This is a genomic window from Streptomyces sp. NBC_01497 (genome assembly GCF_036250695.1).
GTDB lineage: Bacteria > Actinomycetota > Actinomycetes > Streptomycetales > Streptomycetaceae > Streptomyces.
The window spans coordinates 7,091,574-7,118,256 of the sequence record NZ_CP109427.1 but is presented as its reverse complement, the minus strand read 5'-3'; the positions used below and the strand labels follow the sequence as shown (position 1 = coordinate 7,118,256).

The following is a 26,683-nucleotide window of genomic DNA, read 5'->3' as shown; positions in this document are numbered from 1 at the left end:
CCGTACACCGAGACGAGAGTGAGCGTCGTGAGTCCTTCACCCATCACCACCCGGACGACGGTCGTCGACGGCCTGACCATCCGTTACGCGCAGAGCGAGGCGCAAAGCGATCGTCCGGAGGCCCTTTTGCTGAGCCCCTGGCCGGAGAGCGTCTTCGCCTACGAGCAGTGCTGGCCGCAACTGGCCGAACGAGCCCGCCTGGTGGCGCTGGATCCGCCCGGGTTCGGCGGATCGCAGCGGCGTGACAACCTCATGTCCCCGAAGGCGACGGGAGCGTTCATCCTCCGCGTCGCCGATACCCTCGGCCTGGACCATCCGCATGTCGTCGGCCCGGACATCGGCACCTCCTCGGCACTGTTCGCCGCTGCGGCGCAGCCGGGACGCTTCCGCAGCATCGTCGTCGGAAGCGGCGGCGCGGCCGTACCCCTGGAGCTGACCGGCGTGCTGAAGGAATGGGTGGAGGCCCCCGACCTGGAGCCGTACCGGCAGATGGACTCGGCCGCGATCGTCAACGCCGCACTGAGCACGATCGACGGGTACACGCCCTCCGAGGAGATCCGAGCGGATTATCTGAAGTCCTATGCCGGCGACCGCTTCGTGGAGTCCATGAAGTACGCCCGCGCCTACGGCGAGCAGCTTCCTCAGCTGGCGGAACTCCTCGCCGGGATCGAAACCCCCGTCCGCATCGTGGCGGGCGCCCAGGACCAGGTGGTCCCGCCCGTCAACGGGCTCTTCCTGCACGAACGTCTGCCCAACAGCCGGGTCGACCTCATCGAGGGTGCCGGGCACTTCTGCTGGGAGGAGAAGCCGGACGCCTACGCCGCTCTGGTCGCGGACTGGTGGGAGCGGGCAGGGCCGCCGTCCTGACGGAGAGCCGGCAGGCGTACGGAGAGAGCCGTCACCGGCCGGTACGCGTGCGACGGCCCGGGCGAGCGCCGCCCCGCTGGACGCCGGCACACGTGCGGGGACACCCACACCCGGGTGTCCGGTCCCGTCCGGGCACACGCCCCACGCAGCCGGGAGCACCCGGTCCGGTGCCTCGCGCGACCGGGACGCCCGCCTCGCCGGGACGCCGGCGCGGACCAGGGGCCGTCGCGGGCATGCACCCGCTGGCCCGGCACCAACCCCCTCGCCCCGGGACGCCGACGCCCGGCAGCGGGCGGGTACCGGATCCTTCGTCCCGGACCACCGGCGGCCCTCGACGGCGAGCCGCCGGCCGCGCCCCCGTTCCGTTTCGCCCCGTTCGGTTCCCGGCTCCGTCCCACTCCCCCGTTCCGTCCGACTCCCGCTTACCGCCCCGTCCCCGCTCCGTCCCACTCCTACGCGCCCGGCCCGTGTCCGGAATCGAGGGCCTGTTGGCCATCCGGTAGCGGAAGCGGCGACGCTCCCGGGCGCATCGTGAGAAACACACAACAACCGCGACGAGCCGAAGAGGCCCCCATGACCGACACCATCGCCGACATCGCGATCCCCGACAGCACCCTGGCCCGGGACGCGACCGGACTCATCCGGGAAACCACCACACCACTGATCTTCAACCACTCCCGCCGGGTGTTCCTCTTCGGCAGCCTCCAGGCGCGCGCCCTGGGCATCAGTCCCGACCCGGAGCTGCTGTACGTGGCCGCCCTCTTCCACGACACGGGCCTCGTGCCCCCGTACCGCAGTGACGACCAGCGCTTCGAACTGGACGGGGCCGACCAGGCCCGGGCCTTCCTGCTGACGCACGGCTTCTCCGAGGCGGACGCCGCCACCGTGTGGACGGCCATCGCGCTGCACACCACGCCCGAGGTGCCCTACAAGATGGCCCCGGAGATCGCCGCGACCACGGCGGGTGTCGAGACCGACGTCCTGGGCATGCGCCTGGGCAATCTGACCGAGGCGGAGATCGCCGCCGTGACGGCCGCGCACCCCCGGCCCGACTTCAAGCGGCAGATCCTCCAGGCCTTCACCGACGGCTTCAAGCACCGCCCCGACACCACGTTCGGGACGGTCAACGCCGACGTCCTGGAGCACTTCGTCCCCGGCTTCCGGCACACGGACTTCGTGGACGTCATCCAGAACTCGGCCTGGCCCGAGTAGGGACACCCGGCCGCGACGCCGTGTCCGATGGGCCCCGCCCGGGCTTTCGCGGACACCGGCGCGGCTTCGCCCCCGACGGCACGAGAGCCCGACGACGCGACGGCACGACGACCTGACGAAGCGATGTCCGGAAGACCAGCGAAAGGCAGCCTGTGGCCGCTCGGCGGATCCCTCTCAATCTCTTCGGCGTGGCCTTCGGACTCGCGGGACTGAGCGGCAGCTGGGCCGCCGCCGCCCGGGCCGGTCATGTGCCCGACACGGTGGGGCGTGCACTGCTCGCCCTGTCCGCGCTCGCGTGGGTGCTCGTCGTCGCCGCGTACGGACGCTACGTGTTCACCACCAGGGGCGCCTTCGCCGCGGACCTGCGGGACACGGCGCTGAGCCCGTTCGCGTCCCTCGCGGTCATCACCCCGATGGTGTTCGGCGCCCAGGGGCTGCGGCTCTTCTGGGCCGGGGGCGCCACCGTCGTCGTCGACGTCTTCCTCGTCCTGACCCTGGTGCTCGGTGGCTGGCTGACCGGCCAGTGGATCTACGGCGAGATGAACTTCGACACGGTGCATCCCGGGTACTTCCTGCCCACGGCCGCCGGCGGCCTGATCGCCGCGGCCTCGGCGGCCGACGTGGGCCAGGTGCGGCTGGGGGAGATCATGCTCGGGCTCGGGGTGATCTGCTGGGTGATGATCGGTTCGGTCATCCTGGCCCGGCTGTTCGCCCGGCCGCTGCCGCCTCCGGCACTGCAGCCCACGCTCGCGATCGAGGTGGCCCCCGCGCCGGTGGCCACCCTCGGCTACCTCGCCATCAACGGCGACCACATCGACGGGATCGCCGCCGCGTTCGCGGGCTACGGACTTCTGATGGTGGTGGCGCAACTGCGGCTGATGCCGCTCTTCGTGCGGCTGTCGTTCGCACCCGGCCTCTGGGCGTTCACGTTCTCCTGGGCGGCGGTCGCCACGGTGACGCTCCGTTGGATCGAGTACGGGCGCCCCGCGGGCCACCTGGTGTACACCTACCTCGTCCTGGCCGCCGTGACCCTGCTGGTCGGCGGGATGCTCGTCCGCACCTGCGTGGCATTGGCGAGGCGCCAACTGCTGCCGCCGCAGCCGGCGCCACCGGCCGCCGGCCACCCGGGGACGTGAGCACCACCCGACCCGCGTCAGAGTGCCGCAAACGCGTCGCGTCCGGGCCGGACCGGCCGGTCGTTCCGCTCATCCCGGAACACACCACCGACCTTCCGCGGTCCGGGTCCCGGTCCCACTCCCGGTCTCGGTCCCAGCCCCAGTCTCGGTCCCGGTCCCGGTCCGCCAGCGGGTGCCCGCGCCGGGGCGGCAGCCCACCCTCGGGCACAGGCACAGGCACAGGCACGGCCACGGGAGTGGGCGTGGGCGTGGGTATCGGGACTCCGGGAGGCCGCATCGTCAGCGGCTGCCGGCCTCGGCCCGCGCGTAGAAGGCGGCGAGCTCGTCGGGATTCTTGATGTACACGTCGATCGTGCGTACCGCGCCGCCCTCGACCTGATGGATCTCGACCATCGTCAGGGGGAACTCCTCACCGGTGGTGTGGGCCGTGAGTGCTCCGGTGAGCGTGCCGACGACGCCGGCCGGGCCCTCGAAGACCTCGGCGCCGGTGATGGCGACATCGGCGTGGCCCGTCATGGCGCCGAGGACCGACTGCACGAACGCCTCGCGGCCCCGGTGCACGCCGCCGTAGGGCAGCAGGCGCGGCTCGTCGACGATCACGTCGGGCGCCAGCCTCGCGAGGACGCCCGGCACATCGCCCGTGCTCAGTGCGGCGTACAGCCCTCGCACGATCTCCGCGGGGCGTTCCGTCGTCGTCTCGGTCCCGTTGCTCATCGTGGGTGCCTCTCATTTCCGCACTGGTACGCGAGCCTTCGTGGCGGCCCGGTACGGGAAGGGCCGGCCGAGGCGCGTACGTCCTCGCACCGGCCGGGCCCCGGAAGAACCGGGGCACGCACCATGCAACGGCAGACGGGCGCGCCCGGTGAGTCCCCGCTGTGAGAGGTACTGGCAGGGTCCCCCAGCCGTCGCGCGGCCTGCCTACCCTGTCCTCATGGACAACCGGGACGCCGTCAGTGCCTTCCTCCGCTCCCGACGCGACAAGATCACCCCGGAGCAGGCGGGACTGCCGACGTACGGGCAGCGCCGGGTCTCCGGACTGCGCAGGGGGGAGGTCGCCACCCTCGCGGGGGTGAGCGTCGAGTACTACACGCGGCTGGAACGCGGCAACCTCAAAGGGGTCTCCGACAGCGTGCTGGACGCCCTCGCCCAGGCCCTGCGGCTCGACGACACCGAGCGCATGTACCTGCGCGACCTCGCCCGCGCCGCCGGACCGCCGCCCGGGACGCGGGCCCGCCAGCGGGCCGCGCGCCAGGCGGTGCGCCCGAGTGTGACGCGCATCGTCGAGGGGATGCCGGAGCTGCCGGCGTACGTGATGAACAACCGCCTCGACACACTGGCCGCCAACCCCCTGGGCCGGGCCCTGTACTCGGAGATGTTCGCCGACCCGATCTGCGGGACGAACGTCGCCCGGTTCGCGTTCTTCAACCCCGGGGCCAGGCGGTTCTACACCGACTGGGAGCGCATGGCCCGCTTCGCCGTGGGCGCCCTGCGCATCGAGGCGGGAAAGAGCCCCCACGACCGCAAACTGACGAACCTGATCGGTGAACTCTCCACCCGCAGCGACGCGTTCCGTGTGATGTGGGGCTCGCAGGACGTGCACGTCTTCCGCGACACCACGAAACGGCTCAACCATCCGCTCGTCGGCGACCTGGAACTCGACCAGGAGACCATGTCCCTGCCGGACGAGAGCGGCCTGAGCGTGATCGTCTACAGCGCGCCCCCCGGAAGCGCGGCCGAGGACAGCCTGAAGCTGCTCGCCAACTGGTCCGCTACGAACGGGCCTCAGCGCGGCGCTCGATCCACGGGCCGGCCCTCGCCGCCGCTGTCCTGAGGCGCGGCGGCGCACGCCGCGAGGGCAGTCGAGGGACGGTGAGGGGGCTCCCCGGGTGTCGGGCCGCGGTCGACGGGGAAGGACCTTCCCGCCCGACGGTCGGGCTGACGCCGCATCAAGCCGGTCAACGGGAAGCCGGCACGGGACGTCGGTACGAGTGCGATCAGACCTGGCCGTGTCGATCGTGGAAGCGGATCGACGGATCACGGGCCCGCGCCCCATGACCTGGCAGCACGCGGGCGCGGAGCCGGTCCGGCAGAGTGAGGGGAAGGCCGTGTTCTACTACGTCCTCAAGTACGTACTGCTCGGCCCGCTGCTGCGTGTGCTGTTCCGGCCCCGGATCGAGGGGCTGCGCCACGTGCCCGCACGCGGCGCCGCGATCGTGGCGGGCAATCACCTGTCGTTCTCCGACCACCTGCTGATGCCCGCGATCCTCAAGCGGCGCATCACCTTCCTGGCCAAGGCGGAGTACTTCACCGGGCGTGGCCCCAAGGGACGCCTGACCGCATTCTTCTTCCGCAGTGCCGGTCAGATCCCGGTGGACAGGTCGGGCCGCGAGGCCGGAAGGACGGCGATCACCGAGGGCCTGGGGGTGCTCTCCCGGGGCGAGTTGCTCGGCATCTACCCGGAGGGCACCCGTTCGCACGACGGCCGCCTGTACAAGGGAAAGGTGGGCGTCGCGGTGATGGCGATCCGGGCCGGCGTGCCCGTGGTGCCCTGCGCGATGCTCGGCACGTTCGAACTCCAGCCGACGGGGCGGAAGGTACCCCGGATCGGTGCGGGGAGGGTCACCATCCGCTTCGGGGAGCCGCTGGACTTCTCACGGTACGCGGGGCTCGACGGGGAGAAGGCCGCGATCCGCGCGGTCACGGACGAGATCATGTACGCGATCCTGAACCTCTCGGGTCAGGAGTACGTCGACCAATACGCGGCGGACGTGCGGGCGCGGCAGGCCGAGCAGCGCTCCAGGTTCCCGAAGCTGCGCCGCCGTTAGCGTATCCGCGCACGGCGAACACCGCTGGTGACGGCAGCCGCGGGGGCTCTAGCGTGCCGGTCATGGCCAAGGGAAACGTGGTAGTGATCGGTGCGAGTGGACAGATCGGGCGTGCCGCCGTCGGCGCGCTCGCCGAGGACGGCTGGGAGGTGACGGCCGCCTCGCGCGGCGGCGGCAGCGACGCGGCGTGGCCCGCGCACGTGCGGACCGTACGACTGGACCGTGCGGACGACGCGGCGCTCGCCGCGGTGGTGGGCGACGGCTGCGATGTCGTGGTGGACCTGGTGGCGTACGACGCGGAGCACGCCGACCAGTTGGCCGCCCTTGCGGCGGCCGGCCGGGTCGGGTCGGCGGTGGTCGTCTCCAGCGCGGCGGTGTACGAGGACGACCGGGGCAGGGGCTTCGACACGCAGGCCGAGCCCGACGGTTCTCCCCGCTTCCCGGTGCCGATGCCGGAGTCGCAGCGGACGGTGGCGCCGGTCGGCGATTCCTACAGCGCCCGCAAGGTGCGGCTCGAACAACGGCTGGCGGCTGCCGGGGAGGTGCTGCCCGCCACGGTGTTGCGGGCGGGCGCGGTCCATGGTGTGCACTGCCGCACGCCCCGCGAGCTGTACTTCGTCAAGCGGATCCTCGACGGCCGGCGGCGCCGCGTCCTCGCGTACGGCGGTACCTGCCGTTTCCATCCGGTGCACGTGTCGAACCTCGCGGAGCTGGTCAGGCTGGCCGCGGCCAGGCCGGGCTCGCGCGTGCTGAACGCGGCGGACCCGGACGCTCCGGCCATCTCCGAGATCGCCGCGGGGATCGACGGGCTGATGGGGGCGGACACGGAGACGGTCCTGGTGCAGGGGGCGCCCCCGGCCGGCGGTGTCGGGGAGACGCCATGGTCGATGCCGTACCCGCTGGTGATGGACATGTCGGCGGCGGCACGGGAACTCGGCTACCGGCCGGTGACGGACTACGCGGCGTCGCTGCCGGCGACGGTCGACTACCTCAGCGCACGGCTCGGCGAGCACGGTGACTGGCGGGACGCGTTCCCCGCCATGGCACGGTCGTACGGGGTCGGCCTGTTCGACTACGCGGCCGAGGACGCGTGGCTGGCGGCGCACTGAGCGGTGGGCGTCCCCCTCCCCGCCATAACGGCCCCGGAGCCGAACCCCGTGTCCCCCGCGTCCCCAACGCCCAGGCCCCTGAGGGCCGACGGCCGCCCCAGCCGTACGGGACCGGTGGGCGCCGCGGCCACCGGTCCGGCGCCCCACGGTTTCGAGGGGTCCCTGCGTCCTCGTCGTTCCCTGTGCGTGACCCGGCTCCAGGACCACCACGTACGGCGTCCCCCGACGAAGCCGGATTCGAACCGCGGGAGCGCGGCTTCAGCACGAAGGCCGCACGCACCGATGCCATGGCCACCGCGCACCCCGCGCGGAATCCCGGCTCCGGGGTCGCGCCGCTGACGGTCCGCGCCCGGGGTCCGTCCGGCGAACGGCGAACGGCGAACGGCGAACGGCGAACGGCGAAGCGATTCAGAGGCCTTCCCGGACGGGACGGCCCCGCCCGCGCTGGTGTCCGACGCCCCGGCCTCGCCGCGCACCGTTCCCCCGGCCGGCGTCCCTGAGGCCGGGCGATCGCACGTCCCGTGGGCAGGTCTAGCTGTCGCGGTGCTCGCCGGTGTAGTGGGCGGCGATGCCGAACCGCGGCCGTTCGCCGGGAGCGGACGGCACCTCACGGACGCTGGAGACGGAACGGACGGCCTGCTCGTCGACCGCCTCCTCGGTGCTTTCGAGGAACTCCAGGTCAGCCGCTGAGACCAGGGCGACCAGGGGCTTTCCGTGCCGGGTGACGACCACGCGCTCGTTGCCGTAGACGACGCGGTTGATCAGTTCGGCGAACTCGGCACGGGCTTGCGTCACCGGAATCTCGTGAGCCATAGTCCCCATCATAGTTCTGTACGTCCTGTACATTCTTCAGTGAGGGGCAGCCCATGCAGCAGCCACCGTCGGCCCGGTACGTCCTGCCGGAGTTCACCGAGCGGACCAGCTACGGGACCCGGACGCTCGACCCGTACTCGAAGCTGATGGAAGGCCGGATCGTCTTCCTCGGCACACCCGTCGACGAGACGGCCGCCAACGACGTGATCGCACAACTCCTGCATCTGGAGTACGCGGCGGCCGACCAGGACATCTCGCTGTACATCAACTCCCCCGGCGGCTCCCTCACCGCCATGACCTCGATCTACGACACGATGCGGGTCATCTCGTGCGACGTGAGCACCACCTGCCTCGGCCAGGTCGCCTCGGTGGCGGCCGTCCTGCTGGCCGCCGGCGCACCGGGCAAGCGGATGGCACTGCCCGGCGCGCGCGTCGTGCTCCAGCAGCCGTCGCTCACGGAACCGGTCCAGGGGCAGCCGTCCGACCTGCTCATCCACGCGGAGGAACTCGTCAGGCAGCGCGAGTTCCTGACGCGGACGCTGGCCCTGCACACCGGCCGCGACGCCGCCGCGATCGCGGAGAGCCTCGACCGCGACACCGTGCTGGACGCCGACGCCGCACGGGAGTTCGGCCTCGTCGACCACGTGGTGGACCGCCGGGATGCCGGGTCCGGCCCCGGCATCACCCGCGCGGGGCGGTGAGCCCCCGGTGCTCCCGCCGGAACTGCCGCCGCTGCCCGCGCTGACGCGGGCCGAGTGCGACGTGGTGGACGGCTATCTGGCCGTCGTGGACCTGATCGCCCGGATCAATCCGGCCCGCGAATCCGATACGTACACCGCGCTGCGGGCGGCGCAGGCGCTGCCGGCACGCGTCCTGGAACTGCGCGACGCACTCACCCGCATGCACGGCCGGGGCGAGTCGGAACTGCACACGGGCACGCTCGCCCGGGCCCTGCGGGTACTCGACGGCGAGCGGCGGGCGGGCCGCGTGGCGCTGCCGCCGGGCCCGGCCGGCTGACGTCCGCTCGGAGGCATCCACGGATGGCCCAGCCGGGACGCCGGCGCCTCCTCGTTCGGCCTAGGAGGCACCGGCCGCACGGAGGGCTTCCGGGTTGCGCGAGGCGTCCGGGCGCTCGCCGCGCGTGAGGACAGTCCCGCAGGTGCGGGGGCCGGGAGGGGGTCCGGACCGCACCCAGATCGCCTCATATCATCACGAATGGCTCAAGTGTGACGAGATTCACATATCGTCGTTTCGACTCGGAAATCGCCGCTCTGCGAGTCAAGATCCCTGCGACAGCTCGCAAGCCCTCGCCACCTGGTGAGGCGGTCCGGGCGGACGCCGAGTCCTGCCGCCGTACCGGATTTCGTGCGAACACGAGTGGATCGGCAGGAGTGGAGGACCCGAGCGTTACGGACCGGCGCGGCGACGCGACCGTTCCTCGGGGTGAAGCCGCTCAGGCGGCCGGGCACCTTCGTTGGCCCGAACCCGACAGGTCATCCTTCACAGGCGGCTGACGAAGGGTTGCGCATGACTGCGCAGGTTCATGTCCCGTCCCTGTTCTCGCGCGCCGGCACCGTCTCGGCCCTCACGCTCGTCGCCGTCGGGGGCACCCTGGTCGCCCCGGGCGCGACGCCCGACGCGCACGCCGCCTCGCCCCTGGCCACCCGGGCGGTGCACATCGCGGCCTCCAAGGCCGGGGCTCCGTACCGATGGGGCGCGACGGGTCCCCGCAGTTTCGACTGCTCGGGCCTCGCCGCGTTCTCGTACAAGAAGGCGGGCAAGTCGCTGCCCCGCACCACACAGCAGCAGTACAACCGCACCAGACACGTCTCCGCCCGCACCAGGCGCAGGGGCGACCTGGTCTTCTTCCACAGCGGCGGGTACGTGTACCACGTGGGCATCTACGCGGGCCACAACCGGATCTGGCACGCGCCGAAGACCGGCTCCTCGGTGCGGCTCGAACACATCTGGACCAAGGACGTCTGGTACGGACGCGTGGCCTGACCCCGCGTCAGCCGATCGTGGGTCGAGGACGGTGGCGGTGGTGGCGGCGGCGGAACGCGAGCCTCACACCGCCGCCGTCCACGGCAGGGTGATCCAGACCGTCTTGCCGCCCTCCGCTGTCGGGGTGACGGACATCTGCCCGCCGCACTCGGCGGCCAGCCAGCGGATGATCACCATGCCGCGCCCGTTGTCCTGCCGGACGGCCGCGGGCAGCCGCTGGGGCCGGCCGGGGTGGCTGTCCGTGACGCCGATCCTGAGGTGTTCGTGGCGGTCGAGCGCGATGTCCACGGTGAAGGTCGGCGAGCGGCCGAAGGTGTGCAGGACGGCGTTCGTCGTGAGCTCCGAGACCACCAGGCGGACCGTTTCCGCAGTCTCCGCACCTACCGGAAGGCCCCATTCCGTCAGGATGTCGGCGACGTATCTTCGGGCCACGGGGACCGAGGCCGGCTCACTCGGCAGGGTGACGGATGCTTCCTGATGGTCTGCCATGGCGCGGCTGTCCCTTTTCCACCGGGCAAGAGTCCGGGCACGAGTGCGGGCACGAGGTCGACGGCGCGACACGGGGCGTGGACGAGTCGGCGGCGATTGGGTATCCCGTGTCGGCGTGGGGTCCATCGTGCCGCCGGAAGGGCCCATTCGCCGCGATATGCAGGCATCTGTCGCCCGAAGCAGTGAACTGTTCGACAGCCAGCCGGTTTTGGGGCCGTACCCGGTCCCCCGTGCGCGGGCTCAGCGCTCGGGCGCGGTTTCGACGATCGTACGGACGGCCCGCTCGACGGCGTCGTCGGTGAGGTCGGCGCGCGCGGTCAGGCGGATACGGGAGATCCCGTCCGGGACCGACGGCGGCCGGAAGCACCCGACAGCGAGACCCGCGCGCCGGCAGTCGGCGGCCCACGCCAGGGCCGCGCCCGGCGACGGCGCACGGACCGAGACGACGGCGGCGTCGGGGCGTACGGCTTCGAGGCCCGCCGCGGTCAGGGACGAGTGCAGTTCCCTGGCGACCCCGCGGGCCCGGTCCGCGAGCGTGGGCCGCGCGCGCAGATGCCGCAGCGCGGCGAGAGCCGCGCCGGCCGCGGCCGGGGCCAGACCCGTGTCGAAGATGAACGTGCGCGCGGTGTTGACCAGGTGCTCGACGACCCGCGCCGGGCCGAGGACCGCGCCACCCTGGCTGCCCAGCGACTTGGACAGGGTCACCGTGGCGACCACCCCGTCCGCCACCCGCCCCTCCCCGTCCGCGAGTCCGGCCGCGTGCAGGGCGCCGCTCCCGCCGGGGCCGAGCACCCCGAGGCCGTGCGCCTCGTCGACGAGCAGGGCCGCCCCCCGGGTGCGGCAGACGTCGGCGAGAGCGCGCAGCGGAGCCGCGTCCCCGTCGACGGAGAAGACCGCGTCGGTGACGACGAGCGCCCGGTCGTTGCCGCGCGCGTCCAGGGTCTTGCCCACCGTTTCCGGGTCCGCGTGCGGCACGACGACGGTCTCGGCGCGCGAGAGGCGGCAACCGTCCACGATCGAGGCGTGGTTGCCCGCGTCGGACAACAGCAGCGAGCCGCGCGCGGTCAGTGCGGTCAGTGCCGCGAGGTTGGCCGCGTACCCGGAGGACAGGACGAGTGCCGCCTCGAAGCCGCAGTGTCCGGCGAGTTCGCGCTCCAGTTCCGCGTGCAGCCGCGTGCTGCCCGTGACCAGGCGCGAACCGGTCGCGCCCGCACCCCACCGCAGCGCGGCGTCGGCAGCGGCGCGGGTGATCTCCGGATGGCGGGCCAGACCCAGGTAGTCGTTGCTCGCGAGATCGAGCACATCCCCTTGCGCGGAGCGCGGACGCAGCGTACGGACGAGTCCCGAGGCCTCCCGGGCGCGTGCGGCCTCGTCGGTCCAGGCAAAGGGGTCGTGAGCCATGACGTCCGGTCCTTTTTGTAGGCAGTGCACAGACACTAACGGTCTGCAAACCGTCCGCAGGTGTGGCCATGTCCACACTTCGACCCGGTCGAGTTGGTGACTTCCGCCCTGGCATCCAGGTGCGGCGGTGAGCGAAGATCGGTCCATGGATCTGCTGAAGACGCTGGTGGACAAGGGCTTGCGGCGCGAGCTGCCGACGCGGGAGGAAGCCCTCGCCGTGCTCGCGACGTCCGACGACGAACTGCTCGACGTGGTGGCCGCGGCCGGGAAGGTCCGCCGCCAGTGGTTCGGGCGACGGGTGAAGCTCAACTATCTGGTCAACCTCAAGTCCGGCCTGTGTCCCGAGGACTGCTCGTACTGCTCGCAGCGGCTGGGGTCGACCGCGGGGATCCTCAAGTACACGTGGCTGGGGGCCGAGGAGGCGTCCAAGGCCGCCGCGGCGGGGGTCGCCGGCGGCGCGAAGCGGGTCTGCCTGGTGGCCAGTGGCCGCGGACCGACGGACCGCGACATCGACCGGGTGTCGCGGACCATCGAGGCGATCAAGGACGAGAACGAGGGCGTCGAGGTGTGCGCCTGCCTCGGCCTGCTCTCCGCCGGGCAGGGCGAGCGGCTCAAGTCCGCGGGCGCGGACGCGTACAACCACAACTTGAACACGTCGGAAGGGACGTACGGGGACATCACGACCACCCATACGTTCGCGGACCGGGTGGAGACGGTGCGGCACGCCCAGTCGGCGGGCCTGTCGGCCTGCTCCGGACTGATCGCGGGCATGGGTGAGAGCGACGCCGACCTGGTGGACGTGGTGTTCTCGCTGCGCGAGCTGGACCCGGACTCCGTGCCGGTCAACTTCCTGATCCCGTTCGAGGGCACCCCGCTCGCGAAGGAGTGGAACCTGACGCCGCAGCGGTGCCTGCGGATCCTCGCCATGACACGGTTCGTCTGCCCGGACGTGGAGGTCAGGCTCGCGGGCGGGCGCGAGGTCCACCTGCGGACCCTCCAGCCGCTGGCGCTGCACCTGGTCAACTCGATCTTCCTCGGGGACTACCTCACGAGTGAGGGCCAGGAGGGCAAGAAGGACCTGGAGATGATCGCCGACGCGGGGTTCGTGGTGGAGGGAGCGGACGAGACGACGCTGCCCGGGCACCGCACGGACGCGGGATCCCCGGGTGCCTGCGGATCGGAGGACGCCTGCGGGAGCGCGTCAGGCGACAGCCGGACCGCGGGGGGCTGCGGCTCGGCCGCCGGCTCCCCCTGCGGTTCCCACGCGCCGGCCGGCCAGGTGGCGGACGCCGCCGTGGCGGGCGCGGCCCGCACGGACCTGGTCGCGGTGCGGCGCAGGGGCGCGGGGACGGACCTGGCCCCGAATGCCTGACCCGCTCGCACCCGCCGACGGCGGGCCTCTCGGCCCAGGGCCCGCCGCCGGCTCCGCGGGCCATGGCACCCTCGGCGACGGGCTGTCCACCGCCCGGCTGCTCGCGCTGGACCGGGACCATGTGTGGCATCCGTACGGTCCGATGCCGGGCCGTACGCAACCCCTGGTCGTGGAGTCCGCGGCCGGGGTGCGGCTACGGCTCGCGGAACCCGCCTTCGGGCAGGACGAACTCATCGACGGCATGTCGTCGTGGTGGTCCGCCATCCACGGCTACAACCACCCGGCGCTCAACGAGGCCGCACACCGGCAGCTCGGCAGGATGAGCCATGTGATGTTCGGCGGGCTCACCCACGAGCCCGCGGTGCGGCTCGCGGCGAAACTCGTCGAGATCACCCCGGAGCCGCTGCGCCACGTCTTCCTCGCCGACTCCGGGTCCGTCTCCGTCGAGGTCGCGCTCAAGATGTGCCTGCAGTACTGGCGTTCCCTGGGCCGGCCCGAGAAACACCGGCTGCTGACCTGGCGCGGCGGCTACCACGGCGACACCTGGCAGCCGATGTCGGTGTGCGATCCCGAGGGCGGGATGCACGAGTTGTGGTCCGGCGTGCTGCCCCGGCAGATCTTCGCGGAGGCGCCGCCCGCCGCGTATGACGAGACGTACGCCGACGGGCTGCGCGAGCTGATCGCGCGCCACGCGCACGAGACGGCGGCCGTGATCGTGGAGCCCGTGGTGCAGGGCGCGGGCGGCATGCGCTTCCACTCCCCCGCCTACCTCCGGGTCCTGCGCGAGGCGTGCGACGAGCACGGCGTCCTCCTGGTGTTCGACGAGATCGCCACCGGATTCGGGCGTACGGGCACGCTGTTCGCGGCCGACCAGGCAGCGCTCGCCCCGGACGTGATGTGTGTGGGCAAGGCCCTGACGGGCGGCTACCTGACGATGGCGGCGACACTGTGCACGGAGCGGGTGGCCGACGGCATCGGGCGCGGCGAGGTGCCGGTCCTCGCCCACGGCCCCACGTTCATGGGCAACCCCCTGGCCGCCGCCGTCGCCTGCGCGTCGCTCGACCTGCTGCTCGGCCAGGACTGGGCGGCCGAGGTCAAGCGCGTCGAGACGGGGCTCGGGACGGGTCTGGCGGCAGCCGCGGAGCTGCCGGGCGTGCGGGAGGTGCGGGTGCTCGGCGCGATCGGCGTCGTACAACTCGACCACGAGGTCGACATGGCTGCGGCCACGGCAGCGGCCGTACGGGAGGGCGTCTGGCTGCGTCCCTTCCGTGATCTCGTGTACACGATGCCGCCCTATGTGACAGGCGACGACGACGTCGCGACGATCTGCCGCGCGGTGACCGCCGCGGCACGGAAGGGATGACATGCCGGTAGTGGTGGTCTCCGGTACGGACACGGAGATCGGCAAGACGATGGTGACGGCGGCCGTCGCGGCGACCGCGGTGGCGGCGGGGCGTTCTGTCGCCCTGCTCAAGCCTGCGCAGACCGGGCTGGCCCCCGGCGAGGAGGGCGACGTCGCGCTGGCCGGGCGGCTCGCGGGAGTGGTCACGACGGTGGAACTGGGGCGCTTCCCTGAGCCGTTGGCACCCGGGACCGCCGCGCGGCGGGCCGGGATGGCGCCGGTGCGACCCGCCGACGTCGCGGAGGCCGCGGAGAAGCTCGCCGCGGAGCACGACCTGGTGCTCGTCGAGGGCGCGGGCGGACTGCTCGTACGGTTCGACGACGAGGGCGGCACGGTCGCCGACGCGGCGCGGCTCATCGACGCCCCGGTCCTGGTGGTCGTACGCGCCGGACTCGGCACGCTCAACACCACGGCGCTCACGGCCGAGGCGCTGCGGCACCGGGGCGTCAGTGCGCTCGGTACGGTCATCGGCAGCTGGCCCGCCGCGCCGGACCTGGCCGAGCGGTGCAACCTGGCGGACCTCCCGGAGGTCGCGGGAGTGCCGCTGCTCGGCGCGGTGCCGCACGGCGCGGGCGCGCTCGGCCCGGCGGACTTCCGTGCGGCGGCGGGCCGTTGGCTGGCCCCGGCGCTGGGCGGCGACTTCGACGCGGACGCGTTCGGCGCCCGGTACGCGCCGCCGGGCGGGCCGCGCCGCCCCTGAGGGGAAACGGCGGGCTCCGAGGAGGCGGTGGGTGCGAGCGGGGCCCACTCGGCGGCGCGGGCGGATGCCCCGGCGCCGCCGGATGCTCCCCCGCACCGCCGGACGCCTCGTAGACTGGCCGCATGCGCGCCCGACTCGACGAGATCGTCTTCGACTGTGCCGACCCCGCGACGCTCGCCCGGTTCTGGGGCGCCCTGCTGGGGGCGGAGCCCGTGGATCGCGAACCGCACTGGTCCTACGTCGATCCGCCGGACCTGCCGCGGCTCGCCTTCCAGCGGGTGCCGGAACCGAAGGCCGTCAAGAACCGGCTGCATCTGGACTTCGCGGCGGGCGACATCCCGGCCGCGACCGCGGAGGCCGTCGCGCTCGGCGCGGTGGCTCTCGGCGAACCGGTGAGCGACACCTACGGGCGGTTCCAGGTCCTGCAGGACCCCGAGGGCAACGAGTTCTGCTTCGTCAGTGGCTGACGGGACTCCCGGCTCCCGCCATGCGCCCGACAGGGAGCCCGCCGCGCGCGGCCCGGCCAGCCGGCAGGGCGCCCGTCCCGCCCTTCTCCCCGCCCGGCGGGGCGCCGGTCCTCGCCGCTCCACCGGCCCGTGGCGCGCTGCTGAGCGCGTCGGCGGACCGCCCCGCCGACGCGCTCAGAGGCACCAGCCGCGCAGCTCCTCCACGATGGCGGGCATGTCCGCCGTGCCGTCCCTGACCAGCTTCGCCAGGTCCCGTACCCCCTCGGGGGAGGTCACGACCTTCTGCCCGTCGGCGACGAGGTAGCCGTATGCGACCGCCGACGCGAACATCGCGTTGGACCGCTCCAGCGCCGGGACGTGCAGGAGCAGCTGGAGCAGCGAGGCAGCCCGCGAGCACGGGTCGCTGTAGACCGGCACACCGAATATCTCCGCGTCGTGCCGACTCACGGCGGCGACCAGCGCGCCGTAATCCGCCACATGCGGGTCACCAGGTGTGTGGTGTTCGGCGACCATCAGCAACCAGGGAAGATCGATCTTCAGGGTCAACGCTTGCCTTCGCGTTCCGCGCCGAACTCCTCGACGAATACGGATTCGTACTGCTTCATGAAGTCGGCGGCGGACTCGACGAACGCCCTGCCCGCCTCACCTGTGTCCCGCTGGACCAGTTCCTCTATGTACCGGTTCACGCTGACACCACGCTGTGAGGCCTGCCGTCTGGCGGCCTCGGCGGTGGACTCGTCCACCCTGACGTTCAACTGGGTCTTGGCCACACCACTACGCTAGCGCGCACCTGCTAGCGCCGACAAGTCCGGCGGTGGCTCGGACATCACGCACCTCGGGGGAGCAGCGGCGCCCCGGAACCCGAGGGCCCGGGCCGGACGCGGGACGAGAGGGAGCCCGGTGCGGCGCCACGGAAACCGAACGCCCGGCCGGAGCCGGGACCAGAGGGCGCCTGGTGCGGCGATACGGCCGCCAGCGCTCCGCGATCCCGGGTCCGAGAGGATCAGGGCTCGACGCTCGCATCGGCCGGGTCACAGGTAAGCGCCACCAGGGCGACGTCGTCGTCGAGGCGCATCTCGCCGCCCACGTGATCGGTGAGGCCGTCCAGCACGTACTGGAGCAGGTCGTCCGACTCCCCCGCCGGCCAGGTGGCGACCCGGGCGCCCAGGTCGTAGAAGCGGCCCTCCGGGTCACGGGCCTCGTAGGCCCCGTCGGTGTAGAGAAGGACCGTGCCGTCCGCCTGGAGGGGGAACGTGTCGACCGAATAGTCCTCTGCCTCGACGCTGTTGAGGCCGATCGGGGGCGACGGCCGCTCCGGAGGAACGAGCCTCGCGCCCTCCGGGGCGATCAGGTAGGGCGGCGGATGACCGCAGTTGATCATGCTGATGACACCCTCCCCGTCGGGGATCTCCAGCACCAGCATCGTGATGAAGCGTTCGGCCGCGTCGCCGTCGGTGAGCGACGACCCCTCGAAATGCGTCCGCATGCTGCCCTCCAGGTCCGCCACGAGCTGCTGGAGCGAGAGCGCCTTGTGCGGCGCCCCCCGGAACGCGCCGAGCAGCGCCGCCGCGTCGTCCACCGCGGGCAGCCCCTTGCCCTTGACGTCCCCGATGACGACGCGCAGCCCGTCGGCGCTCCTGGCCGCCGCGTACAGATCGCCGCCGACCAGGGCGTGCGGGTGCGAGGCGTGATAGACGGCGGCGATCCGCACGTTGCCGACCCGCGGCGGCAGAGGGCGCAGCAGGACCCGCTGGACCGTCTCGGAGACCGTGCGCACCGCGGAGAGTTCTCTGCTGCTCTTCTCCCGGAGGCCGCGGAAAGCGATCACGAAGCCGGAGACGAGGAGGATCGCCAGCAGGTGCACCGCGAAGATGGAGCTGTTGAGCAGGCCGTCGTACGCGTCCAGCGCGAGGGCGCAGAGGCAGGAGAGGACGGCGATCAGCGCCGTCATCCGCGTACCGGCGAGTGCCGCTGTCGTCGCGGGGACGATGACCATGAGGGAGCCGAGGTGCTGGGACGTCGGCAGCGCGTACCCCGCGGCCAGGATCGCCGCGAGCATCGCGAGTGCCACGACGAGCGGACCGTAGCTGTGAGTGAGGAAGGACCACCACGGCCGACCCGCCGGGCCCCCGCGGCGCCGGGGCCCGGAGGCGGGGCGCGCCGAGACGCGCGGGTCCCTGCTCACCGGGTGCGGATCACCGCTCTCCGGTGCGCGGGGCCCTGGGGGCGAACCGGTCGCACGGCGAACATGTGACGAGTCTACGTTCCCGAACTCGGCTCGCGACCTCACTCAGTGTCACCATGGGCGGGCAGGCAACGTCATGGTGGGGCGGGCATCCACCAACCGCCCCCGCCTCCGGCGCACGGGTCCCCGGCACCCGGGCCGCCGCCTTCGGGTTCGCGACCGGTGGAGCCGAGGCCGCCCCGCCGACCGACAGCGGACCGCACTTTGCTGTTCCTTTGCCATGAAGGGGCATCCGTCCCAGGTCATACGATCAGCTCGTTCGGTCGTCGTACCGCCCCGTCCCCCGTGCCGTCAGGCCCCGATCACCGGAAGGTGTGAGCGTCCGCCCATGGGCGAGCCTCCCCGTAGCAGTCAGCGGTCCCCGCGCGCGCGGACGGAGCGGCATCGAGCGCTCCGCCGCCCCCTGACCGATCATGGGACGGAGGTGAACCGATGATCGAGATCCTCCTGCTCGCCGTGGCGGTACTGCTCTCCCTGCTCTGCGGCGGCTTCGTCGCGGCGGAGTTCTCCCTGACCACCGTGGAGCGCAGCGATCTGGAGCGGGCCGCGGAACGCGGCGAACGCGGTGCGGCCGGCGCACTGCGCGCCGTGCGCAGCCTGACCTTCCAGCTCTCCGGCGCCCAACTGGGCATCACCGTGACCAACCTGGTCGTCGGCATGCTCGCCGAGCCGTCCGTCTCCCGGCTCATCCGCGGTCCGGTCGAGGCCACGGGCCTGTCCGCGTCGACCTCCTCCTCGGTCGCCCTGGTGATCGGCACGGCCCTGTCGACCGTCTTCCTGATGGTCGTCGGCGAACTGGTGCCGAAGAACTGGGCGATCTCCTCCCCCGTCGCCATGGCCAAGGTGGTCGCGACGCCGCAGTCGTACTTCACGAGAGTCTTCAGGCCCTTCATCAGCCACCTCAACAGCATGGCCAACCGCACCGTGCGGCGCCTCGGCCTTGAACCCACCGAGGAACTGGCCTCCGCGCGCTCCCCGCAGGAGCTGGTGGCGCTCGCCCGGCACTCCGTGAAGGAGGGCGCGCTGGAGCCGGACACGGCCGAACTGTTCGTGAGGACCCTCAGCCTGGCGGAGCTGACGGCGGAGAACGTCATGACACCGCGCGTCCAGGTGGTCGCGCTGGAGGTGCAGGCCACCGCCGAGGACGTCGCGAACGCCACCCGGGCCACCGGGCTGTCCCGGTTCCCCGTCCACCGCGGCGGGCTGGACACCGTCGTCGGCACGGTTCACATCAAGGACGTGGTCGCGGTGCCCGCCGAGGAACGGCCCCGCCGCTCGGTCACCTCCCTCATGCGCGAACCCCTGCTCGTGCCGGAGACCCTGACCGTCGACCGGCTGCTCGACCGCCTGACCGGCCGCCGCACGATGGCCGTGGTCATCGACGAGTACGGCGGGACGGCCGGTGTGGTGACGCTGGAGGACATCGTCGAAGAGGTCGTCGGCGAGGTGCGCGACGAACACGACCCGCACGAGACCCCCGACCTGGCCCGGGTCGGCCAGGACGCGGCGGGGCGCGCGCTGTGGTCCGTGGACGGTGCCGTACGAGCCGACCAGCTGGCGACCATCGGACTGCGCGTGCCGGAAGGGCCGTACGAGACACTCGCCGGGTTCGTCGCCGCCGAGCTCGGACGCATCCCCGCCGAGGGCGACACGGTCGATACCGGGGACGGGTGGCGCGTGGAGGTGTCGGACGCACGCGGCAGGAGGGCGGCCCGGGTGACCCTGCGGGCCCCGCGGCCGGATCCCGGCGACGGCGACGGCGACGGCGACGGGAGCGGACGCGACGGTCGTGGTCACCGCCGCCGTGGCGGCGGGAACTCTCGCGATGGCGAAGACTCACCCGACGGCGGGGACTCTCGTGGCCGCGGGGTCCAACGGGACGGCGGGACAGACCCGGGCGACGGCTCCGGTACCGGCGCCGGAGAGGGGACCGGGGCATGACCGCCGTGCAGCTGATCATCGGCCTGCTGACCATCGTCGTGAACGCTTTCTTCGTCGGGGCCGAGTTCTCCCTCGTGTCCGTGCGCCGCAGCCAGATCGAGCCGCTGGCCGAGGAGGGCGACAAGCGCGCCCGCAGCGTGATCTGGGGGCTCGAACACGTCTCGGCGCTGCTCGCCGCCGCGCAGCTCGGCATCACCCTGTGCACGCTGGTACTCGGCATCGTCGCCGAGCCCGCGATCGAGCACATCCTGGAGCCCCTCTTCCACGCGGTGGGGCTGCCGAGCGGCGCCGGACACACCCTCTCGTTCGTGATCTCACTCGTCGTGGCGACTTACCTGCACATGCTGCTCGGCGAGATGGTGCCCAAGAACGTCGCCCTCGCGGAACCGGCACGGACCGCGCGGCTGCTCGGGCCACCGCTCGTGGGACTCGCCCGCGCGCTGAAGCCCGTCATCTTCACGATCAACGCCTTCGCCAACCTCCTGCTGCGGATGCTCCGGGTCGACACGAAGAGCGAGGTCGCCGCCGCCTTCTCGGACGACGAACTGGGCCGCCTGGTCACCGAGACCAGCCATGCCGGACTGCTCGACGACCGCTCGTCCGAACGGCTGCACGACGCTCTGGAACTCGGCAGGCGCCCGGTGCGGGACGTGGTGCTGCCCCTGGAGCGTGTGGTCTCCGCGCACCTCGGGGTGAGCCCGGACGAACTGGAGCGGCTGTCCGCGGACTCGGGCTTCTCGCGGTTCCCCGTCGTGGACTCGTCCCGGCGGATCCTCGGGTACCTGCATGTGAAGGACGCGCTGGACGCGGTCGACCGCGACCGGCCGTTCGCCGTCGCCGACATGCGGCAGATCGCCCGTGTCAGCGACTCGACGCCGATGGACGACGTGCTGACGGCGCTGCGCCGCAGCCGCACCCATCTGGCGGCGGTGCTCGACGAGGACGGCAAGCTGGAGGGCCTCGTCACCATGGAGGACGTGTTGCGGGAACTGGTCGGGCGGCACGCCTGACGGTTGCTACCGCACGGTAGGATCATGCGCGTCATGGAGACGATGGACGAGTACACGAGCTTTGTGGCGGTCGGGGACTCCTTCACGGAGGGCATGGCCGACCAGCTGCCCGACGGCTCCTACCGCGGCTGGGCGGATCTGCTGGCGGCACGCTTCGCCACCCGGACGCCCGGGTTCCGTTACGCGAACCTCGCGGTGCGCGGCAAACTGATCGGCCAGATCGTCGACGAGCAGGTGGAAGCGGCCGCCGCGATGACACCCGACCTGATCACCCTGGTCGGCGGGCTCAACGACGTCCTGCGCCCCAAGGTCGACATGGGACGGGTGCAAGGCCTGCTCGACGAGGCGGTCGAGCGGCTGAGCCCGGCCTGCGGGCAGCTCGTCCTGATGCGCAGCCCCGGCCGCAACGGCCCCGTGATGGAGCGGGTGCGTCCCCGGATGGAGGAGCTGTTCGAACACATCGACGGCTTGGCGGCACGGCACGGCGCGCTCGTCGTGGACCTGTACGAGTCGCCGGTCCTCGCCGACCAGCGGCTCTGGGGCGTGGACCGGCTCCATCCCACGGCCGAGGGGCACCAGCGCATCGCCGAGGCCGTGTGGGAGGCGCTCGGCAACGAGGCGCAGCACGACTGGCGGGCCGCCCTGCCGCCGCACGTACCGCCGCGATGGCTGCTGCGGCGCGGCAGTGACCTCCGCTTCGCGAAGGAATACCTCTGGCCGTGGATCGTCCGCCGCGCGACCGGCCGCTCGTCGGGCGACGGGCTGCCGCCCAAGCGCCCCGAACTGCTGCCGTACGAACCGTCCTGATCCGGTCGTCCCGATGTGCCCCCGGTACGGGCCCGGTGCGGCCCCGGCGCGCCCTCGGTACGGGCCCGGTGCGGCACCTCCGGGGCGACGCGCTCCCCCCGCCACGCCCCACCCCACGGCCGGGCGAGGCCGGGGGCAGGAGTCGCGCGGACGTGACAGTAAAATCGTCAATGTGACAGTCTCCGCGAAGCCACGCATCCCCAATGTCCTTGCCGGCCGCTACGCCTCCACGCAGCTGGCCGTCGTCTGGTCCCCCGAGCACAAGGTCAAGCTGGAGCGACAGCTGTGGCTCGCCGTGCTGCGGGCGCAGCAGGACCTCGGCATCGAGGTCCCCGCGTCGGCGGTGGCGGACTACGAGCGGGTGCTCGACGAGGTCGACCTGACGTCGATCGCCGAGCGGGAGAAGGTCACCCGGCACGATGTGAAGGCGCGGATCGAGGAGTTCAACGCCCTCGCCGGGCACGAGCAGATCCACAAGGGCATGACCTCGCGCGACCTCACGGAGAACGTCGAACAGCTGCAGATCCGGGTCTCGCTGGAGCTGATGCGGGACCGTACGGTCGCGGTGCTGTCCCGGCTCGGCACGCTCGCCTCCGAACACGCCGAGCTGGTCATGGCAGGCCGCTCCCACAACGTGGCGGCGCAGACCATCACCCTCGGCAAGCGCTTCGCCACCACCGCGGACGAACTGCTGGTCGCGTACGGGCGGCTGGAGAACCTCCTGGAGCGCTACCCCCTGCGCGGCGTCAAGGGCCCGGTGGGTACGTCCCAGGACATGCTGGACCTGCTGGGCGGGGACGCGGCGAAGCTGGCGGACCTGGAGCGCAGGATCGCCGGGCACCTCGGCTTCGCCCGCGAGTTCACCTCGGTCGGTCAGGTCTACCCCCGCTCCCTCGACTACGACGTCGTCTCGGCACTGGTCCAGCTGGCCGCCGCGCCCTCCTCGCTGGCGAAGACGATCCGCCTGATGGCGGGGCACGAGCTGGTCACCGAGGGCTTCAAGCCGGGGCAGGTCGGCTCGTCCGCGATGCCGCACAAGATGAACACCCGCTCCTGCGAGCGCGTCAACGGCCTGATGGTCATCCTGCGCGGCTACGCGTCCATGACCGGCGAACTGGCGGGCGACCAGTGGAACGAGGGCGACGTGTCCTGCTCCGTGGTACGCCGGGTGGCGCTGCCGGACGCGTTCTTCGCGTTCGACGGTCTGCTGGAGACCTTCCTGACGGTCTTGGACGAGTTCGGCGCGTTCCCCGCCGTGGTGGCACGGGAACTCGACCGCTACCTGCCCTTCCTGGCCACGACCAAGGTCCTGATGGCGGCCGTACGCGCGGGGGTCGGCCGGGAGGCCGCGCACGAGGTCATCAAGGAACACGCCGTGGCGTCGGCGCTGGCGATGCGCGAGCAGGGCGCCGGGCGCAACGAACTCCTCGACCGCCTCGCGGCCGATGACCGGATGCCGCTCGACCGGGCGGGACTGGACGCCCTGATGGCGGACAAGCTGTCGTTCACCGGCGCCGCCGAGGCCCAGATCGCCACGGTCGTCGCGCGGATCGAGGAGATCGTGAAGCAGCACCCGGACGCCGCCGCGTACACGCCGGGCTCGATCCTCTGACCCGGATGGCCCGCCCGCCCCGCTCCCCGTACGCACCCCGCGTCACCCCCGCGGAACTCGATGCCGCGCGCGACCGCCTCGTCCCCGACGTGGCGGCGCCAGGCCTCCGGGTGCTGTTCTGCGGCATCAACCCGGGACTGCTGTCGGCCGCTCTCGGCCGGCACTTCGCGCGGCCCGGCAACCGTTTCTGGCCGGTGCTGCACCTGTCCGGTTTCACATCACGCCTGCTGCGCCCCGACGAGCAGGACGATCTACTCACCTACGGTCTCGGCATCACGAACGTGGTCCCACGGGCGTCGGCGCGGGCGGACGAGCTCACCGACCAGGAGCTGCGCGACGGCGGCGTGTCGCTGCAGGCCAGGGTCGAGCGGCTGAAGCCCCGTTGGCTCGCCGTCGCGGGCATCACGGCCTACCGCACCGCCTTCCACGACAAGGGGGCACAGATCGGCCGGCAAGAGCGGACCATCGCCGGGACCGGCATCTGGGCCCTCCCCAACCCGAGCGGCCTGAACGCCCGTTGGACGGTGGGGGCCATGGCCGAGGAGTTCGCCCGGCTCCGTGTCGCGACGGAGACCGAGACCGGCGCGAACACGCACGGCCCCCACTGACGCGTCGGGCCTGCCGCGTCGCCGCTTCGCCCTTGCCGCGTATCTCCCGTCCCGTCCCGTCCCGTCGGACTGTGCCGACCAGTCGACATATCGGGAACCGAGCGCCTCGGGCGGGTCGGGTACGTGGGGTCGATTCGCTTGCGTCAGGTTCGCTTGCGTCAGGTGGACGGGTTCAGTTCGGGCGCGTCGGTTCACTTCTGACGCGTCGGTTCCGTTCGGTTGCGTGGCGGGTCTCGGCGATGCGGTGATGCGGTGATGCAAGGTGATGCGGCTTCCCGAGCGGTGGTGCGGGGCCGCTCCGATCCCCGTGCGCGCCCGCTCGCTCCGCATCGCGCCGCTCAGGGAGCTGCGGACGTGGACGGACGGCGAGCCGGCAGATCAGGCGGTCGGCGCGACCTGATGCACTCGGCCGAACCCGATACTCAGGGCGGATCGGTCACGGTGACGACCACGACAAGCGTTCGCTCGTGATCCTCCTGCTGACCCGATACGCCTATCGCTATCCAGCGTCCGTCCACCCGCCACAGATTGAGCTCCGGCACTCCTCTGCCTAGCAGATCCCATGGCTCGGGCAGTTCCTCGCCCCCGGCCTCCCGCAGCAACAGGCTCATGAGACTGAACGTCTGCGGCGCGCTCCCCCACATCCGTGTGAGCGTCTCCACGAGCGCGCAGCACGCAAGCTCTTGACGGCCCTTTTCATCCTCTCTGTCGGCAATGTCCCCGTCCCACACTGGTGTTCTGGCCAGATCCGCCCAGTGGTAGGCAGGTCCGCTCAGAACCGCTCCCGCCCTTTCCGGACGGGCGGGAAAGGCGCGTGTGCGCAACTGCTCGACGGCGGCGGCGCGATCGGCGGCTGGGACACTGAAGGTCATGCCTCCAGTAAACCCGCCCCCGCCGACAACGTCGGCCTCCCGTCAGCACCGAGGTGTCATGCGTCTCTGCTTCTGAGGGCCAGCCATCCCGCGAGGGCCGCTGCCGCCGACCACGCCGCGAGTATCGCCGTGCCGCCCCACGCCCCGCCTGGGCCCGTCGGATCCTGGAGCAGGATCTGCCGGCCGGCGTGATCGGGCAGGAAGTCCGCCACCGCCGGTCCGTCCGCCGTCTGCGAGAAGATGAACGGGACGAGCAGGTACAGCGGCACGAGCACGCACAGTGCTCCTACAACGCTCCGCAGCAGCGCGGCGAGCCCGGCGGAGAACACGGCGACGAGTGCGAAGTACACGGCGCAGCCGAACACCGCGCGCAACGCTCCCGGGTCGCCGAGGCCCAACGCGAGGGCGCCGTTCTCGTGTCTGATGAATGCCTGCCCGGCAAGGAACGACGCCAGGCTGGTGATCAGCCCGACAAGGAGCGCGAGCCCGGCGACCACGCCGAGCTTCGCGCTGTAGAACATCCCACGTCGCGGCACCGCCACGAGGGAGGTATGGATGGCTCCGCTCCGGTATTCGCCGGCCACCGCGAGCGCGGCGAACACGCTTGCCGCGAGCTGGCCGAAGTTGAGGCCGCTGTAGGAGGAGAACAGCGGATCGAAGCCGGGCTCCTTGAGACTCGTCCCGAGCGTGGCACACGTCTGGGCCGTCACGCCCGCCGTGCTGGCGAGGACGACGATCAGGGACCAGACCAGGGAACGGGTCGAGCGGATCTTGATCCATTCGGCATGGGCAGCGGTGGACAGTGTCATGGTTCATACCCCTCGGGGCTGATGAGGAGCCGCCGACGCGTACTCGGTCGCCTCCGCGGTGAGGTCCAGGTACGCCTGCTCCAGCGTGGCGGCGTCGTCGGACAGTTCGAGAAGGGGGATGGCCTCGCCCGCGGCGAGGGCCCCGAGTTCGGCGAGGGGCGCACCCTCCACGATCCAGCGCCCGTCCTCCTCCCGTACGGCGCTGAGGCCCTGGTCCCGCAGGAGGCTCCTCAACCGGGTGTCGTCGGTGGTGCGCAACCTGACCCTGGGTCCGCCCCGCGCGGCAACGAACTCCCGCAAGGAGACGTCCGCGAGGAGCCTGCCCCTTCCGAGCACCACGAGATGGTCCGCGAGCACGGAGGTCTCGCTCATCAGATGGCTCGACACGAGGACCGTGCGACCTTCCCCCGCAAGGCCGCGCAGCAGTCCCCTGATCCAGACGATGCCTTCGGGGTCCAGGCCGTTGGACGGCTCGTCCAGCATCAGCACCGCCGGGTCACCGAGCAGAGCCGCCGCCACGCCGAGCCGCTGCCGCATCCCCAGCGAGAACGTCCTGATCCGGCGGCCCGCGACGCTCGCGATGCCCGCTTGCTCCAGCACCTCCTCCACCCGGCGCTCGGCGATGCCATTGCTCGCCGCGAGCGCGCGAAGGTGGTTGCGCGCGGTGCGGGAGCCGTGGACGGCTCCCGCGTCGAGCATGGCGCCCACTTCCCGCATCGGCTGCGCGTACCCGGCGTAGGGCCGGCCGCCCACCGTCGCGGTGCCGGACGAGGGTCGGTCGAGGCCGAGCACGAGACGCATGGTCGTGGACTTGCCGGCGCCGTTGGGGCCGAGGAACCCGGTGACCCGACCCGGGCGCACGCTGAACGTGAGGCCGTCCACGGCGTGGGTCCGGCCGTACACCTTGCTGAGATCGTGCACGTCGATGCTGGTCATGGCTCCACTGTGGCCTCGCGCCGGCTCGCCCCCCTCCCCCGCGAGA

Annotated in this window: 28 protein-coding genes and 1 riboswitch; of the genes, 18 read left to right on the top strand and 10 right to left on the bottom strand. The window is 72.2% G+C overall.

Annotated elements, in window-relative coordinates:
- Window positions 1-27 precede the first annotated feature (27 nt).
- The 3 genes from OG310_RS30175 to OG310_RS30165 all read left to right on the top strand — a co-directional run bounded on the left by OG310_RS30175 (window position 28) and on the right by OG310_RS30165 (window position 3,215).
- Window positions 28-867: an alpha/beta fold hydrolase gene (locus tag OG310_RS30175; RefSeq protein ID WP_329458990.1), complete on the top strand. Its 840-nt coding sequence runs from the start codon at window positions 28-30 to the stop codon at window positions 865-867.
- 573 nt (window positions 868-1,440) lie between these two features.
- A complete protein-coding gene (locus tag OG310_RS30170; RefSeq protein ID WP_329458989.1) occupies window positions 1,441-2,079 on the top strand; it encodes an HD domain-containing protein in 639 nt (212 codons plus the stop codon).
- Window positions 2,080-2,231: 152 nt separating this feature from the next.
- The gene (locus OG310_RS30165; RefSeq protein ID WP_329458988.1) at window positions 2,232-3,215 is read left to right on the top strand and encodes a TDT family transporter; all 984 of its coding nucleotides are present in this window, start codon (window positions 2,232-2,234) and stop codon (window positions 3,213-3,215) included.
- Window positions 3,216-3,494: 279 nt separating this feature from the next.
- Here the strand turns inward: OG310_RS30165 and OG310_RS30160 are convergent, their stop codons facing one another.
- Window positions 3,495-3,929 carry a nuclear transport factor 2 family protein gene (locus OG310_RS30160; protein WP_329458987.1) on the bottom strand — a complete coding sequence of 145 codons (435 nt, stop codon included), beginning with the start codon at window positions 3,927-3,929 and terminating at the stop codon, window positions 3,495-3,497.
- Between the two features lie 217 nt (window positions 3,930-4,146).
- Here OG310_RS30160 and OG310_RS30155 point away from each other — a divergent pair, with 217 nt between their 5' ends.
- The 3 genes from OG310_RS30155 to OG310_RS30145 all read left to right on the top strand — a co-directional run bounded on the left by OG310_RS30155 (window position 4,147) and on the right by OG310_RS30145 (window position 7,149).
- The gene (locus tag OG310_RS30155; RefSeq protein WP_329458986.1) at window positions 4,147-5,046 is read left to right on the top strand and encodes a helix-turn-helix transcriptional regulator; all 900 of its coding nucleotides are present in this window, start codon (window positions 4,147-4,149) and stop codon (window positions 5,044-5,046) included.
- A gap of 274 nt (window positions 5,047-5,320) precedes the next feature.
- The gene (locus tag OG310_RS30150) at window positions 5,321-6,040 is read left to right on the top strand and encodes a lysophospholipid acyltransferase family protein (RefSeq protein ID WP_329460466.1); all 720 of its coding nucleotides are present in this window, start codon (window positions 5,321-5,323) and stop codon (window positions 6,038-6,040) included.
- Between the two features lie 62 nt (window positions 6,041-6,102).
- Entirely contained in the window at window positions 6,103-7,149 is a 1,047-nt protein-coding gene (locus OG310_RS30145) for an NAD-dependent epimerase/dehydratase family protein (RefSeq protein WP_329458985.1), read from the top strand.
- Window positions 7,150-7,680: 531 nt separating this feature from the next.
- Here the strand turns inward: OG310_RS30145 and OG310_RS30140 are convergent.
- Window positions 7,681-7,962 carry a type II toxin-antitoxin system Phd/YefM family antitoxin gene (locus OG310_RS30140; RefSeq protein WP_329458984.1) on the bottom strand — a complete coding sequence of 94 codons (282 nt, stop codon included), beginning with the start codon at window positions 7,960-7,962 and terminating at the stop codon, window positions 7,681-7,683.
- Window positions 7,963-8,015: 53 nt separating this feature from the next.
- On the opposite strand from OG310_RS30140, the gene OG310_RS30135 reads away from it, so the two are divergent.
- The 3 genes from OG310_RS30135 (at window position 8,016) to OG310_RS30125 (ending at window position 9,966) form a co-directional block, all read left to right on the top strand.
- Window positions 8,016-8,663, top strand: a complete 648-nt coding sequence (locus tag OG310_RS30135) for an ATP-dependent Clp protease proteolytic subunit (protein ID WP_329458983.1) — start codon at window positions 8,016-8,018, stop codon at window positions 8,661-8,663.
- Between the two features lie 7 nt (window positions 8,664-8,670).
- Window positions 8,671-8,979: a hypothetical protein gene (locus OG310_RS30130; RefSeq protein ID WP_329458982.1), complete on the top strand. Its 309-nt coding sequence runs from the start codon at window positions 8,671-8,673 to the stop codon at window positions 8,977-8,979.
- Between the two features lie 327 nt (window positions 8,980-9,306).
- Window positions 9,307-9,486: riboswitch (cyclic di-AMP (ydaO/yuaA leader) on the top strand.
- Window positions 9,487-9,489: 3 nt separating this feature from the next.
- On the top strand, window positions 9,490-9,966 hold the full coding sequence (locus OG310_RS30125; protein ID WP_329458981.1) for a C40 family peptidase: 477 nt from the start codon (window positions 9,490-9,492) through the stop codon (window positions 9,964-9,966).
- A 63-nt stretch (window positions 9,967-10,029) separates the two neighbouring features.
- On the opposite strand, the gene OG310_RS30120 is transcribed toward OG310_RS30125, so the two are convergent.
- Both OG310_RS30120 and OG310_RS30115 read right to left on the bottom strand, forming a co-directional pair.
- Window positions 10,030-10,455 (bottom strand): ATP-binding protein, encoded by a 426-nt coding sequence (locus OG310_RS30120; protein WP_329458980.1) that lies wholly within the window; start codon window positions 10,453-10,455, stop codon window positions 10,030-10,032.
- A gap of 240 nt (window positions 10,456-10,695) precedes the next feature.
- Entirely contained in the window at window positions 10,696-11,856 is a 1,161-nt protein-coding gene (locus OG310_RS30115; protein WP_329458979.1) for an 8-amino-7-oxononanoate synthase, read from the bottom strand.
- 145 nt (window positions 11,857-12,001) lie between these two features.
- Here OG310_RS30115 and bioB point away from each other — a divergent pair, with 145 nt between their 5' ends.
- From bioB to OG310_RS30095, 4 genes are all read left to right on the top strand, one after another.
- Complete coding sequence (bioB, locus tag OG310_RS30110; protein ID WP_329458978.1) at window positions 12,002-13,228, top strand: biotin synthase BioB; 1,227 nt, start codon at window positions 12,002-12,004, stop codon at window positions 13,226-13,228.
- Complete coding sequence (locus OG310_RS30105; RefSeq protein WP_443078764.1) at window positions 13,221-14,591, top strand: adenosylmethionine--8-amino-7-oxononanoate transaminase; 1,371 nt, start codon at window positions 13,221-13,223, stop codon at window positions 14,589-14,591. Before bioB ends, OG310_RS30105 begins: the two co-directional genes overlap by 8 nt.
- 1 nt (window position 14,592) lies before the next feature.
- Window positions 14,593-15,330 carry a dethiobiotin synthase gene (gene bioD / locus OG310_RS30100; protein ID WP_329458977.1) on the top strand — a complete coding sequence of 246 codons (738 nt, stop codon included), beginning with the start codon at window positions 14,593-14,595 and terminating at the stop codon, window positions 15,328-15,330.
- Window positions 15,331-15,452: 122 nt separating this feature from the next.
- Window positions 15,453-15,797, top strand: a complete 345-nt coding sequence (locus OG310_RS30095; RefSeq protein WP_329458976.1) for a VOC family protein — start codon at window positions 15,453-15,455, stop codon at window positions 15,795-15,797.
- Window positions 15,798-15,971: 174 nt separating this feature from the next.
- On the opposite strand, the gene OG310_RS30090 is transcribed toward OG310_RS30095, so the two are convergent.
- The 3 genes from OG310_RS30090 to OG310_RS30080 all read right to left on the bottom strand — a co-directional run bounded on the left by OG310_RS30090 (window position 15,972) and on the right by OG310_RS30080 (window position 17,868).
- Window positions 15,972-16,343 (bottom strand): fic family toxin-antitoxin system, toxin component, encoded by a 372-nt coding sequence (locus OG310_RS30090; RefSeq protein WP_329458975.1) that lies wholly within the window; start codon window positions 16,341-16,343, stop codon window positions 15,972-15,974.
- The gene (locus tag OG310_RS30085) at window positions 16,340-16,567 is read right to left on the bottom strand and encodes a toxin-antitoxin system HicB family antitoxin (RefSeq protein ID WP_329458974.1); all 228 of its coding nucleotides are present in this window, start codon (window positions 16,565-16,567) and stop codon (window positions 16,340-16,342) included. The genes OG310_RS30090 and OG310_RS30085 overlap by 4 nt, the downstream gene beginning before the upstream one ends.
- 233 nt (window positions 16,568-16,800) lie before the next feature.
- On the bottom strand, window positions 16,801-17,868 hold the full coding sequence (locus tag OG310_RS30080; protein ID WP_329458973.1) for a PP2C family protein-serine/threonine phosphatase: 1,068 nt from the start codon (window positions 17,866-17,868) through the stop codon (window positions 16,801-16,803).
- 606 nt (window positions 17,869-18,474) lie between these two features.
- On the opposite strand from OG310_RS30080, the gene OG310_RS30075 reads away from it, so the two are divergent.
- The 5 genes from OG310_RS30075 (at window position 18,475) to mug (ending at window position 24,020) form a co-directional block, all read left to right on the top strand.
- The gene (locus OG310_RS30075) at window positions 18,475-19,983 is read left to right on the top strand and encodes a hemolysin family protein (RefSeq protein WP_329458972.1); all 1,509 of its coding nucleotides are present in this window, start codon (window positions 18,475-18,477) and stop codon (window positions 19,981-19,983) included.
- Window positions 19,980-20,993 carry a hemolysin family protein gene (locus tag OG310_RS30070; RefSeq protein ID WP_329458971.1) on the top strand — a complete coding sequence of 338 codons (1,014 nt, stop codon included), beginning with the start codon at window positions 19,980-19,982 and terminating at the stop codon, window positions 20,991-20,993. The genes OG310_RS30075 and OG310_RS30070 overlap by 4 nt, the downstream gene beginning before the upstream one ends.
- Before the next feature lie 33 nt (window positions 20,994-21,026).
- Window positions 21,027-21,800: an SGNH/GDSL hydrolase family protein gene (locus tag OG310_RS30065; protein ID WP_329460464.1), complete on the top strand. Its 774-nt coding sequence runs from the start codon at window positions 21,027-21,029 to the stop codon at window positions 21,798-21,800.
- Window positions 21,801-21,972: 172 nt separating this feature from the next.
- On the top strand, window positions 21,973-23,412 hold the full coding sequence (gene purB / locus OG310_RS30060) for an adenylosuccinate lyase (protein WP_329458970.1): 1,440 nt from the start codon (window positions 21,973-21,975) through the stop codon (window positions 23,410-23,412).
- Between the two features lie 5 nt (window positions 23,413-23,417).
- Window positions 23,418-24,020 (top strand): G/U mismatch-specific DNA glycosylase, encoded by a 603-nt coding sequence (mug, locus tag OG310_RS30055; RefSeq protein WP_329458969.1) that lies wholly within the window; start codon window positions 23,418-23,420, stop codon window positions 24,018-24,020.
- Window positions 24,021-24,442: 422 nt separating this feature from the next.
- Here the strand turns inward: mug and OG310_RS30050 are convergent, their stop codons facing one another.
- The 3 genes from OG310_RS30050 to OG310_RS30040 are packed head-to-tail and all read right to left on the bottom strand — an operon-like array spanning window position 24,443 to window position 26,637.
- Window positions 24,443-24,892 carry a hypothetical protein gene (locus OG310_RS30050; RefSeq protein ID WP_329458968.1) on the bottom strand — a complete coding sequence of 150 codons (450 nt, stop codon included), beginning with the start codon at window positions 24,890-24,892 and terminating at the stop codon, window positions 24,443-24,445.
- A gap of 56 nt (window positions 24,893-24,948) precedes the next feature.
- Window positions 24,949-25,701, bottom strand: a complete 753-nt coding sequence (locus tag OG310_RS30045) for an ABC transporter permease (RefSeq protein ID WP_329458967.1) — start codon at window positions 25,699-25,701, stop codon at window positions 24,949-24,951.
- 3 nt (window positions 25,702-25,704) lie between these two features.
- A complete protein-coding gene (locus OG310_RS30040) occupies window positions 25,705-26,637 on the bottom strand; it encodes an ABC transporter ATP-binding protein (protein ID WP_329458966.1) in 933 nt (310 codons plus the stop codon).
- Between the last annotated feature and the right edge of the window lie 46 nt (window positions 26,638-26,683).